The following is an 11,949-nucleotide window of genomic DNA, read 5'->3' on the forward strand; positions in this document are numbered from 1 at the left end:
GGTCAGCTTTCCTTTTGCAACACGGCGTAGATTTCCTCCCCACTACTTTCATCGAAAGCATGCCGCACGGAAGCTAAGAGCACCAGCAGCGGGAACATCAAACGCAGCCCGGCGCGGATCAATAGCTTCCGCCAACCCCTTAGAGTTCCTGCATATAGCTCGGCGCTTTCCAGATAAACGCCCTGCAGCATGGCGTTTGTGGTGCCCATCTCGACCGTGACATAATCGGCCTTCTTAGCCAGTAGACGCAATGATGCCATGGTAAATATGTTGAAGTGCCGCGGCGGTTCGAGTCCTCGCCACTCACTGCCGAAAAGAGTCGCGAGAAGGCTACTTGAATTCGGCGTGCGAATAATAAGTGAGCCGCCCGGCTTTAAGCGGGACCATATTTCTTTAAGCGTTTCTTCGGGTGATTGAAGATGCTCAATAACGTGGTTCAGAAGTACAATATCGAAGTCACATCGCTGAATGTCACCAATCTCTCCGACTGAAACGTTCAGACCAGCGTCTCTGGCCACTTGGATAGCCTTGGGATCGAAGTCTACTCCAGATAAATCGTCGTGTCCGCGGCATTTGAGGGCTTCTAGCAATGCACCAGAGCCGCAACCGATCTCGAGGACAGCCCCCCTACGGCCTTCCATGTCCATCAATCTCCACCGTGCAATCTGGCCTGAGAGACCGTCGACAGCCCCCAACGCGGAGACGACCGCACTGACGAGTCGGCCCTTAACGCTATCGCCTTGGAGGGTGGCGCGCTTGTGCGTCGAATACTCAGAATAGAGGGCCGGAATCTCATCGGATGGGGGTAATGGCCAATTAAATAGGTGTGAGCATGACGTATTCGAGCAACGGTAATAGCTAGCAAGCACAGGAACACCAAAGAGCTTGTCAGCGAGGTCGGAATACTGTTGTGCACTTGCTTGCCCACAGATCGGGCATGGAGGCATTAGGATCACGTCCGACCTCCAATCCCAGATCGGAAAATTGCAGCGGCACTGCGGGCTGACAGGCCTGTCACGAATACCAACGCTGCCAAACGAGGCCACGATGAATCCACCCACATCAGTGGAAGACAGGCCAAAGTCACAGCCAATAACGCCAACCTAGCGACAGAATCTCGATGCAATCGTAATTTGGCAAATCTGCTTGCATACAGAAACAGTATGATGGCGTCCAAAATGCATCGGATCAACCAAGTCACGAGGGCCCCAATCAGCCCCCAATTTGAGACTGCGATGATCAGGGCGAGCGAGAACAGAGTCATTTCTATCAGATGGAGACTGCCGGTGAACCTGGCGCCCCCACGCGCCTGGATGAGAACAAATGGAATCTGCGCCAAGGCGCCTGCCAGCCCTCCAATCGCAAACACCTGCAGGGTGGCCGAGGAAGAGAGGGCGAATTGCACGCCGAGCCATATCGAGAGAATCTCGTGAGCAAAGAGCACAATTGCCAATGTTGGCGCCGCTATGAGGACCAGTATTACACCCAGACAGTTGATGTAGATGCGACTTAAAGATGCTTCATCCAGTCGATTGTTGGCCAGTTCTGGAAACAGGGTGATGCTGATTGCATTTGGAATGATCGCTAGTCTTGAGACGAATTCCTGTGGAGTTGCGTAAACTGTGACAACACTAAATGAAAGCTGTGAACCGATAACGAAACGCTCGACCAAGTTTAGCACTGGCCCTGCCATGTTGCTTATCGTCATCCAGCCCCCAGAGCTAATCAAACTCAAGCTACCATTCAGATTGCGTACTCTCCAAACTGAGCCGGTTGAATTTCGGCACGCGAACAGGAAAAATAGCAAAAAGGTGAGCACTCGTCCAAGAGTGAGAGACCATGCAACGAGCGCATTGTCCGGCTGGAGGAACCAGACCACTAATAGAGGCCCCACGAAATTGAGGGTGCCAGTGGGAATGCGTATAGCGTTGACTATAACAAACTGACGATTGGCTTCGAGCACACCGCGTAGAATGGAGGTTACAATTATGAACGGTGCCGACCAAGCGATGGCCTGGAACGCTGGCCCAGCCGATGCCTTGCCCAGATGCGCTGCAAGAGCGGTGCTTCCGAAGTAAAGCGCCATTCCGAATACCGCGCCAATCAATGCCGATAACCAGAAGGCGACACCTATGATGCTGGATACATCGGCGTTAGAATCAGCTTTCGCCAAGTAGAGGGTGAGAGCCCGACCAAGGCCGAAATCAAGCAAGGCCGACGAATTTACAATGGCCCAGATCAGCAGCAGCAGACCAGAATTCTCTTCGCCCAAGATTGCGAAGATGGGAGGGATGCACAGTATGGCGGCAACAATAGGAAAGGTCAGTCCCAGGCCGTTCACGAGTGAATTCTTTATCACAGGTATTCCTCAAGCGCGAAATCGCGTTGCTAGCTGTTGGTATAGACGCAATAAGCTTGCAATGCCTATCCTTCAGGCAAGCAGTACGGGATCGCCAGTTGCACAGTGGCAATGCCGAACATCTTTTGAAGGGCCTTGTGGGAACGATATGCCTGGTGCTCCGCAGCCAGCGGACTCTTCAATCTCCGAATGATCCGATAGTGGCCAGGGAGTTCCTCAGCTTGAGATCGCCCAAGGGGATTGACACTCATCCGCTCCGCTAAATCGTCTGGACTTCATGCCCTTCAGATAGGTCCGATTGAGTGCATACCCTAAACCCAGTTTTGCAGAAATTGACCCTTCATAGCGTTATGTGAAAGCCCGCTGGTGAGCTGTACCAGCAGTGACAAGCAAATTTTGGCTCTTGTTTTAGATTATGGATGTTGGGAATCTATCTTCTAGTGCTCATCAGCTCGAGTGCGAGCTTAGGTCCCACCATCCGAACTTTAGCTACCCCTTCCTCGCAAACTGAGGTACCAAGAGACTGTTGCTGCGATACCGTGCTGCATTGAATAGGGCGGCCTCCATCCTAGTGTTCGAGCAATAAGGTTGCTATCGACGCACAGCGTTCCCAATAATCGATCAATTTCCTCGCTCCTTCCGGTGATCTTTCCGACGAGCTCGATCAAAGCCTGCGGCACATAGAACAAACGAGCAGGACGACCTAGTTCGATAGCTAGTCGGCGAATAAGATCTGGTGTCGAGACGTCCTCTCTATCGGACAAGAAGAAGGTGTGGTCTTTTGCTCCTGGAGCAGTCAAACTCGTCAAGATTGCATCGACAGCATTGCCCAAAAAAATCATACTGCGCCGATTTTGAACCCCATCGAACGGCAACGGAACGCCGCGGTCTACGAGCGAAATTAGCCGGAGAAAGTTGGCCTTGACGCCTGGGCCGTACACCAAGGGCAGCCTCAAGATCACCAATTCCATTTTTGAGGAAGCGGCGATCTCGGAAAGCCCCTTCTCAGCCTCCCATTTGGACCGAGCATAGCCATCAACGGGAGAGGGCCGATCCGACTCGGTGAAGGGAGCGTTCTGCCCCTCACCGTTCACCTTTACAGAACTCACAAAGATAAATCGTTTGACACCCGCCGCGGCGGCCTGTCTTGCGAGATTGAGCGTCGCCGCGACATTGGTCTCGTAATAGAGATTTTCGGCCTCTGAACTATCTTCATTCAGGACGTGGACCCGAGCGGCAAGATGCACGACCACCCCGTTCGCGACAAGCGCGCCACGCCAATCCGTGTCTGCATCGAGTTGATCGATGCGGAAATCGATGAGCCCAGCCATCTGCGAGGAACCGCCTAAACGCGACGCCGCAACGAAAGGCACGTCTATTGCTGCGAGTTCGCGACAGAGCGCCGATCCTACAAATCCATTTACCCCAGTAACCAACACGCTCGGCGGGGAGCCTTTCATTGTAAATCCTTCCGCCACACTCGCTGATTTACGAACTCCGTGTAGCTCAGGATGATCCTGAGCACCTTCTCAGAGACATTATCGGGTGTGTAGTCCGCAACCAACCTCAGTGCGCGTTGCTTTCCCCGTGGCTGCATCGCCAAGATGTCAAGCCCCTGCAAGACCCTGTTTATATCGAGCCCCACAAACATCACCGACGCCTCTTCGAAGCCCTCTGGCCGTTCGTGAACCTCGCGCAGATTCAGCGCGGGGAAATTCAGGATCGAGGACTCCTCCGTGATGGTTCCACTGTCCGATAAGACGGCACGCGCGCCGAGCTGCAGTCTGACATAATCTGGAAAACCAAACGGCTTATGCCAGATGATTCTTCCATTACCAGACAGTTTCATTGAATTCAGCCGGGCCCGGGTCCTCGGATGGGTCGAAACAACCACCGGCTCTTCGAACCGTTCGGCCAGGACGTTTAACACATTTTGGAGATCTGTCAGCCTGCTCGGAGAATCGACATTCTCCTCACGATGAGCGCTCACCAAAAGATACTTCCATTCCTGTAATCCGAGTCGCGATAGCACGTTAGACGCTTCGATCAACGGACGATAATGTTGGATGACCTCGCGCATAGGGCTACCTGTCTTGATCACTTGATCTGGCGGCAGGCCCTCCTGAAGGAGGTATTGTCGTGCAATTTCGCTGTAGGTGAGGTTGATATCAGCCAGATGATCGACGATGCGGCGATTGATTTCCTCCGGCACCCGGAAATCAAAGCAGCGATTCCCTGCCTCCATATGAAAAATCGGAATTTTACGTCGTTTCGCGGCGATCGCAGCGAGGGAGCTATTCGTATCTCCGAGGATCAGCACCGCATCGGGGGCAAATTCCTGAAAGACCTTATCGACGGCGATGATCACCTTTCCGATTGTGATCGCGGCATTCTCTCCAGCCGCGTTTAGATAAACGTCGGGTTGACGAATACCAAGCTCAGTAAAGAACACCTCGTTCAACTCATAATCGTAGTTCTGGCCAGTGTGAACCAGTCTATGGTCGAAATGGCGATCAAATTGCGGGATGATACGCGCCAGTCGAATGATCTCGGGTCGTGTCCCGACGACAGTCGCGATCTTGAGCTTAGAGGGCATCACGGATCAAATCCAACCCGAGCAATACCTTCTTTACCTCGTCGAGATTGAGCCGACGCGTGTTGTGGGACGTGTAGTCGTCTGCCCTCGACACTCTGGCTTCCCCTTCGACGAAATATTTGTCATAGTTAAGATCACGCTTGTCGGAGGGAATGCGGTAGTAATTACCAAGATCTTCCGCTTTGGCCATCTCCTCACGCGAAACTAACGTTTCGTACAACTTTTCACCATGACGCGTGCCGATTACCTTGATCGGTGACTGACCTTTGAAGAGCTCATGCATCGCTTTCGCAAGAAAGCCAACCGTACATGCGGGAGCTTTCTGAACAAAGATGTCGCCAGGCTGGGCATACTGAAACGCGTATAAGACCAAATCCACCGATTCCTCCAACGACATCAGAAACCGCGTCATGTTTGGATCGGTAATGGTCACCGGCAGTCCGTTCTTCAACTGATCCAGAAACAGTGGAATGACTGAGCCGCGCGAGGCCATGACGTTGCCATAACGCGTCGCACACAGGACAGCTCCACTAGGAGTGGCCAGTCGTGCCTTTGCTGCCATGACCTTTTCCATCATCGCCTTAGACATCCCCATGGCGTTGATGGGATAGACCGCCTTGTCGGTGCTTAATACCACACAGCGCTCGACGCCGCGCGCAATCGACGCGCGCATTACGTTCTCGGCACCCAAAACATTGGTCCGAATCGCCTCCATTGGATAGAATTCACATGATGGCACCTGTTTGAGCGCGGCCGCGTGAAAGACGTAGTTAGCCCCTCGAACGGCATCAAGTACAGCGTCGTAGTCTCGTACATCTCCAATATAGAATTTGACGCGATCCGACCGCAACCGGTTCCTCATATCCTCCTGCTTCTTCTCATCGCGGCTAAAAATCCTAATTTCACCGAAGTTCATGCCAAGCATCCGGGTCAACACCGCATTCCCGAATGATCCGGTGCCACCTGTGATCAGCAACGTCTTTTCTGTGAACATCTATCCTGCTCGCTTAACCGAAATCATGCATAGCCGACACTAAGGTCGGCCAAGAGGGCGGCTCGTACCCGGTTGCACGCCTGAAGCGCCCAGAATTGAGAGAGCGGTCGATCACCACTTCGTCATCGTGCACAATCTCCGAAGTGTGTCCGTAACGAGTAGCCACGAGTCGAAGCAAGTCCAGCTTGCTGATCGGCTCGGCCGAAACGTGGTAGACGCCTGTCAGATCTCTTGCAGGGATGACGTATTCAGCCATCACACGCGCCAATTCGACCGTCGGGAGACCTGAAAAAATCGCTCTGGAAAACCCCCGTACGGGCCCTTTCTGCGAGAGGAACCAGTCGATCAAGCCATGAGCTCCGCTCAATTCATGACCGATAATCGAGGTGCGCAACGTAACCGCATTGGGATAGTCAACTTCCCCGAGCAGCTTGCTCCGGCCGTAGAGATCATATGCGTTGGGGACGTCGCTCTCCGTATACGAGCCTTTCTTGCCATCGAAGACGCAATCGGTGCTGACATGCACAAGCCGAGCTCCTCCCAGTGCGCACAGCCGCGCGAGACGGTGCGGCAGCATTGTATTCACGGGAACTGCAAGGAGCGGATCGTTTGCCGCACTCAACTGTTTCACTAACCCCACACAATTGATCACGACGTCAGGCCGGGATTTTCGAAGCACGTCGGAGAGCGTGTCGAAATTGTCGAGATCGACATTCGACATCAGTCGATCTCGTAACTCCGCAGAGAACGGGGCCACGGAGTTCGTCGAGCGAACGGTTCCCCGAACATCAAATCGTCCAATTTGCGACATGAAACGATAGACGGCGTTGCCAAGCATTCCGGCCGCGCCAAGAACAAGGATTCTTGTGTTAGACATGTACTGGTCTCGTCCCCGCAAACAACCGCTATCGGCGACGACTGGAAATGGCATCTTCGAAGTGAGACGTCAAAGCCGCCGCTAGGCGTTTTGGATCGAAATGCTCTCGGAAGAATTTCCGTCCAGCGTCCCCCATAGCATCCTGTTCGGCCTTTGGCATCCGCTTCAGGCGAAGAATGGCATCGACTAAAGCTCTGCAATCTTCGGGAGGAACGACCAGCCCGGCTCCCGAACTACGGACGATCTCCGCTCCCTCGCCTTCGAGGGCGGCGATGATTGGACGGCCAGCTGCGAGATAAGTCTGCACCTTACTAGGAATTACCTCGGCCAGACCATCGTCATGCACGAGACTTGCAAGCAGCGCTGAAGACCGAGCATAAATCTGACTCATCGCCTCGGGAGGATAGCGTCCTGGGAAGCTTACATTGGATAGCCTTCGACGGCGAACTTCGTCCATCAAGTACGCCAATCTACTGCCACTGCCAATCAGTTGAAAATGAATGTCTTTTTCATTAATCAGGAGTTCGGCCGCATCAATCACCGTGTCAAGCGCTTGTGCAGTACCGATATTGCCAGCAAATACGACACTGAAACCCAAAGGAAACTCGACGCTGATTGGCTGCGAGCTATGATCTGCGCTCACAGCCGTCTCCGCGGGATTGGGATGGAAGGCAATCCTCGTTGAGGCGGCTGCTGGAGCGATGAGCCTTCCCAAGCCTCTTGACGGCACCAGTAACAGATCCGCACGGGAATAGATCCACTTCGTGACGGCAGCAACCGAAGCCAAAATCCAAGAATTCTTGACATAACCAGTTGCTTCGAGGCTCCTGGGCCAAAGATCCTGTACCCAGATCACCAAGCTAGCGCTCTTGAGATATCGGATGAAGATCGCCGGAATGGCCTGAAGAATAGGTGAGATCGCATAGACGAACACGACGTCATATGTCTGACCGCGCAACAAAAACGGACCAATGACTGCCGCACTGACCACGAAAGACATATAGTTCGCGAACAAACGCAGTGCACCACTTTTCCCTCTCGGAATGATCGGAACTCGACAGATCGTATAACCAGCAGGATGTCGTGAACGTCCTGCCCTTGCAGCTCCATAACCAGCAAAGATTTTGCCATCAGGATAGTTTGGCTGGCCGGCCAGAACCGTAACTTCGCAACCGGCATCCATCAACGATTCGACGACCTCGTTGATTCGGAATGTTTCCGGCCAGAAATGCTGACTCACAACTAAGACTCTCATGGGGGGGGACTAGTGCCTCACTCTAACGATAGCCACATGGGCGCCACTTGGCTCCTCCGTCAGGCATCGAAGGTTTTCAATCTAGTTCGAATTTTGCGGCCCCTCAATCATGACGGTCTACGCCGTTGAAGCCAGGTTTTACTGAGCAAACTTGCTCGCTCAGGTCGATGACCTCTGGCGCCTCGCTGTGAGGTTTCAATAGGTGGTCCATCCGGTCCGGATCGAGGATGCTGGTTGCGAAGCTTCAGTGTCCAATGAGGGACCGGATGAACATTCACAAGAATGCCCGTTTGACGCCGATTGGTCGAGAGCGGTTGGTGCAAGCGGGTGTTGAGCGGGCAGACGCCGAAGGCCGCACAAGCCGCAGGCGTGGGCCCGCGAACGGCCCTTAAGTGGGCGCCCGGTTCGAGGCCGAAGGGCGCGCAGGACTTGCAGATCGCTCCTCGCGGCCGCGGCGGCTGTACCAGCCGACGCCAGTGGCGACCGTGGAACAGGTCGAACGGTTGCGCTGTCAGCGTCTGACCGGCAACCCGATCGCCGCCGATCTCGGCCTATCGCCGGCCACCGTCACCGCCCATCCCGGCGACATGATCCACATCGACATCAAGTAGCTCGGCCGCTTCGACAAGATCGGCCATCGCATCACCAGCGATCGCACCAGCCAAAGCAACAGCCGCGGCGTCGGCTGAGAGTTCGTCAACGTCTGCATCGACGACGCCTCACGTGTCGCATTCTCGCAGATTTTCCCGGACGAGAAGGCCGTCAGCGCGATCACCATCTTAAAGGCCGCAGTCGCATACTACGCTAGGCTTGGCGTCACCATCAGCCGCATTATGACCGACAACGGCAGTTGCTACAAATCGGCTGATTTCCGCAACGCCTGCCACGCCCTCGGCGCTCAAGCATCTCCGGACCAGGCCCTACACGCCGAAAACCAACGTCAAGGCCGAGCGCTTTATCCAGAGCGCTCTTAGGGAATGGGCCTACGCGCTGGCCTATCCGACTTCGACTCGAACGCGGTCGCCACGGCCTGCCCCGAACACAATCCCAACCCCGAAGACATGGAGATGCTGCACGCCATCCGCGACGCGGTGCTGCAGCATAAGGCCGATCGATCGCTGCGGCGTGGTCGACGACACCGGTGAGAAAGCTCTTCGCCGACAAGGTCGGCGTGATTCTGATGCCGACGATCGTGCTGCGCCAGCATCCCGAGGTCGGCGTGTATAATCAGACGATCTGAAACTGCGACGCTCTATCTCTGGTCGCGGGCACCCGTTTTGATTTGTCGACCGAGATCGACTAGATGGGTGCGATCATTGCAGCCCGTGCAGCTTGGAAGTGAGCCGGGACCCAGCGGACGGAGACCACCCTATTCGACGTTTCGGCGACATTGCGTGGATGGCAGTCGGCCTGACGGCGTGCTTCTCCCTCGCCGGCTGCTCGTCGATTCTCGATGCGTTGCCGGATGGCGGCGACAAGGCGCCGAAGGCGGCGGTGATGGCGGTTGATCTGAAGAAGGTCGGCGATGAAGCCAAGCTGCCGCAGCCTTGGGAGATCGCCGGTCCGATTGAGGCCGATCCGGTCACCGTCACGCCGTGGATCGTCTGCCTGCGCAGCAAGGCACCGGATCAGACGCGGCAGACCTACGCGCTGTTCTACAAGAGCGGCAAACTCGAGACCTATCGGTTTGCCGCGATCGTCGATCGCTGCGACACGCAGAGCTTCAGGGCGTTCTAGACCAGGTCCGGTGCTGTCGCGGACCTGGTGCGATCACGACGCCCGGCGCTGCAGCGGATAGTCGTCGCTCTCGTAAAGGGTGCGGATGCCCTTGTGGTCGAAGCGGGCTTCGTCGACCTGCAGATAGGCGCCGTTCAGGCAATCCGCCGGCAATTCCTCGATCGCGTAGCGCACCGCTTCGGCCGCCCTGCTGAAGCGGCGATAAGCGACGCCGGTCCGGCGTTTCTTGCGGATCGCTGCGGGAAACAGTTCGGCGGCTGTATCGTAGCTGAACGCCATGGTGGAAGTGGCCTCCTGACTAGGGTGATGGGCCACACGGAAGCGATCTTGATCGGCACCGGCGGCTTCAATTCCGATCCTCTTCATATAGGCACGATGCGCGGATTTGCGACTCAAGGTCGCCACGATTGCGCTATCCGAATGAATTCGCTTCGCTTTTGTGAACTGCACAAACAAAAAGCGGGCGCCAAGGACGCCCGCTTCGCTGATGATCGTACCCAATTGCGCCCCGCTATTTCGGCTGCAGCTTCAGTGCCGCCGAATTGATGCAGTAGCGCAGCCCGGTCGGCCCGGGGCCATCGGGAAACACGTGGCCGAGGTGGCCGCTGCAGCGTGAGCACAGCACTTCGGTGCGGATCATACCGTGGCTGACGTCGCGCTACTCGTCGATCGCCCCCGTCGCCGCCGGCGCAGTGAAGCTCGGCCAGCCGCAGCCGGAGTCAAACTTGGCATCGGACTCGAACAGCGTCTGACCGCAGCCGGCGCACACATAGGTGCCGGGCCGCGTCTCGTATTCATACTCTCCGGTGTACGGCCGCTCGGTCGCCTTCTCGCGCAGCACGGCGTACTGCATCGACGTCAGCTCCTTGCGCCATTCGGCTTCGCTCTTCTGAACCTTGCCGGGCGTGGTGGTCTTGGTGTCAGACATCGCTCCTCCTGAACTGTCGAGCCCCGCCGTCAGTTAGTGGCCTTGACGCTGCTCACCAGCGTCGGCTTGTCGAGATACTCCGTCGGAAACAGCTTCTTCAGGGCCTCAATCTTCGGCAGGTCATTGTAGGCAATATAGGGCTGAGTGGGGTGCAGCGTCAGATAGTCCTGGTGGTAGGCCTCCGCGGCATAAAATCCCTTCAGCGGCCCGACCTTGGTGACGATCGGCGCGCCATACACCTTGGCGCCGTCGAGCTGCGCGATATAGGCGTCGGCGATCCGCTTCTGCTCGTCGCTGGTGGTGAAGATCGCCGAGCGATATTGCGGCCCGGTGTCGGGGCCCTGGCGATCGAGCTGCGTCGGATCATGCGCGACCGAGAAATAGATCTGCAGCAGCTTGCCGTAGGAGATCCGCTTCGGATCGTATTTGACCTCGACCGCCTCCGCATGCCCCGTCGTACCGGTCGAGACCAGCGGATAGCTCGCGCTCGCCTTGCTACCGCCGGCATAGCCCGACAACGCATTGATCACGCCCGCCGTGTGCTGGAACACGCCCTGCACGCCCCAGAAGCAGCCGCCGGCGAATACGGCGGTCTGAATCCCGCCGGCCTCTTTGGCATCGAGCTGCGGCGGCGGAATCACCACTGGCTCCTCGGCCGCCCGAGACGGTCCGAGAGCGGACCACGCCAGCGCCCCCACAGCGGCGGCGCAGAGAGCAAGACGACCAAATGAAGCGCGCATGAGCTGTCCTCGCGAGGTTGATGCCGAAGCCATCGGCCTGGCTGTTGCGCTCAAGATACGGGGCTCGCGCCGGGCTGTTACGCTGGCGCGGACACGAGTTCGTGACCGGCCGTCCCATCAGGACAGAGTCCGCGCCATCGCGGGCGGGTCAATTCGGTGCGTTTGCACCGCGCAGGCCGCCTTAGCCGCCGAACCGCGATTGGCGCGCTTCCCAATCCTGAACGGCCGACCGCGGCGGGCGCTTTCCATTAAGGATAGCCGCTCGTCGGGCTGGATCACCCCTTCGTGAAGTGCCAAGATGCGCTCGGCCCGGTGGCGGAAGATTAACGCGGGGGCGGTGCAACGCTCTTTTTCCTGGTTCAAGTCCAGGCTGGGCCTCCAGATCTTGCCGAAATTGCCGGTTGACGGGCGGCTCGAAGCCCTTTCGCCGCCCGGGAAACTGGTCTAAGACACCTCCCGCGCG

Annotated in this window: 10 protein-coding genes, 1 tRNA gene and 2 pseudogenes; 3 read left to right on the forward strand and 10 right to left on the reverse strand. The window is 56.5% G+C overall.

Translation table 11 applies throughout. From position 1 onward, the window contains the following. Positions 1–2: 2 nt before the first annotated feature. The 7 genes from VRZ08_RS08810 to VRZ08_RS08840 all read right to left on the reverse strand — a co-directional run bounded on the left by VRZ08_RS08810 (position 3) and on the right by VRZ08_RS08840 (position 8,066). A complete protein-coding gene (locus VRZ08_RS08810) occupies positions 3–647 on the reverse strand; it encodes a class I SAM-dependent methyltransferase (protein ID WP_414532322.1) in 645 nt (214 codons plus the stop codon). 305 nt (positions 648–952) lie between these two features. Next, a complete protein-coding gene (locus VRZ08_RS08815) occupies positions 953–2,359 on the reverse strand; it encodes an oligosaccharide flippase family protein (protein WP_414532323.1) in 1,407 nt (468 codons plus the stop codon). A 485-nt stretch (positions 2,360–2,844) separates the two neighbouring features. Next, positions 2,845–3,819, reverse strand: a complete 975-nt coding sequence (locus VRZ08_RS08820; protein WP_414532324.1) for a UDP-glucose 4-epimerase family protein — start codon at positions 3,817–3,819, stop codon at positions 2,845–2,847. Beyond that, positions 3,816–4,955 carry a non-hydrolyzing UDP-N-acetylglucosamine 2-epimerase gene (wecB, locus tag VRZ08_RS08825; protein ID WP_414532325.1) on the reverse strand — a complete coding sequence of 380 codons (1,140 nt, stop codon included), beginning with the start codon at positions 4,953–4,955 and terminating at the stop codon, positions 3,816–3,818. Before wecB ends, VRZ08_RS08820 begins: the two co-directional genes overlap by 4 nt. After that, complete coding sequence (locus tag VRZ08_RS08830) at positions 4,945–5,949, reverse strand: polysaccharide biosynthesis protein (protein WP_414532326.1); 1,005 nt, start codon at positions 5,947–5,949, stop codon at positions 4,945–4,947. Before VRZ08_RS08830 ends, wecB begins: the two co-directional genes overlap by 11 nt. A gap of 13 nt (positions 5,950–5,962) precedes the next feature. Continuing rightward, the gene (locus VRZ08_RS08835) at positions 5,963–6,826 is read right to left on the reverse strand and encodes a dTDP-4-dehydrorhamnose reductase family protein (protein WP_414532327.1); all 864 of its coding nucleotides are present in this window, start codon (positions 6,824–6,826) and stop codon (positions 5,963–5,965) included. Positions 6,827–6,854: 28 nt separating this feature from the next. Next, positions 6,855–8,066: a glycosyltransferase family 4 protein gene (locus VRZ08_RS08840; protein ID WP_414532328.1), complete on the reverse strand. Its 1,212-nt coding sequence runs from the start codon at positions 8,064–8,066 to the stop codon at positions 6,855–6,857. Between the two features lie 281 nt (positions 8,067–8,347). On the opposite strand from VRZ08_RS08840, the pseudogene VRZ08_RS08845 reads away from it, so the two are divergent. Further along, positions 8,348–9,089: pseudogene (locus VRZ08_RS08845) on the forward strand (leucine zipper domain-containing protein); the annotation flags it as partial. Between the two features lie 390 nt (positions 9,090–9,479). Continuing rightward, positions 9,480–9,818: a hypothetical protein gene (locus VRZ08_RS08850; protein ID WP_414532329.1), complete on the forward strand. Its 339-nt coding sequence runs from the start codon at positions 9,480–9,482 to the stop codon at positions 9,816–9,818. Between the two features lie 33 nt (positions 9,819–9,851). Here VRZ08_RS08850 and VRZ08_RS08855 read toward each other — a convergent pair whose 3' ends face one another. The 3 genes and pseudogenes from VRZ08_RS08855 to msrA all read right to left on the reverse strand — a co-directional run bounded on the left by VRZ08_RS08855 (position 9,852) and on the right by msrA (position 11,486). Beyond that, complete coding sequence (locus VRZ08_RS08855) at positions 9,852–10,097, reverse strand: hypothetical protein (protein WP_408018168.1); 246 nt, start codon at positions 10,095–10,097, stop codon at positions 9,852–9,854. A 232-nt stretch (positions 10,098–10,329) separates the two neighbouring features. Continuing rightward, a pseudogene (gene msrB, locus VRZ08_RS08860) lies at positions 10,330–10,746 on the reverse strand (peptide-methionine (R)-S-oxide reductase MsrB). Positions 10,747–10,775: 29 nt separating this feature from the next. Then, complete coding sequence (msrA, locus tag VRZ08_RS08865; RefSeq protein WP_414532330.1) at positions 10,776–11,486, reverse strand: peptide-methionine (S)-S-oxide reductase MsrA; 711 nt, start codon at positions 11,484–11,486, stop codon at positions 10,776–10,778. 306 nt (positions 11,487–11,792) lie between these two features. Here msrA and VRZ08_RS08870 point away from each other — a divergent pair. Further along, positions 11,793–11,867, forward strand: a tRNA-OTHER gene (locus VRZ08_RS08870). Positions 11,868–11,949 lie beyond the last annotated feature (82 nt).

Origin of the sequence: Rhodopseudomonas sp. G2_2311 (assembly GCF_047501505.1) — a bacterium.
GTDB classification, from domain to species: domain Bacteria; phylum Pseudomonadota; class Alphaproteobacteria; order Rhizobiales; family Xanthobacteraceae; genus Rhodopseudomonas; species Rhodopseudomonas palustris_H.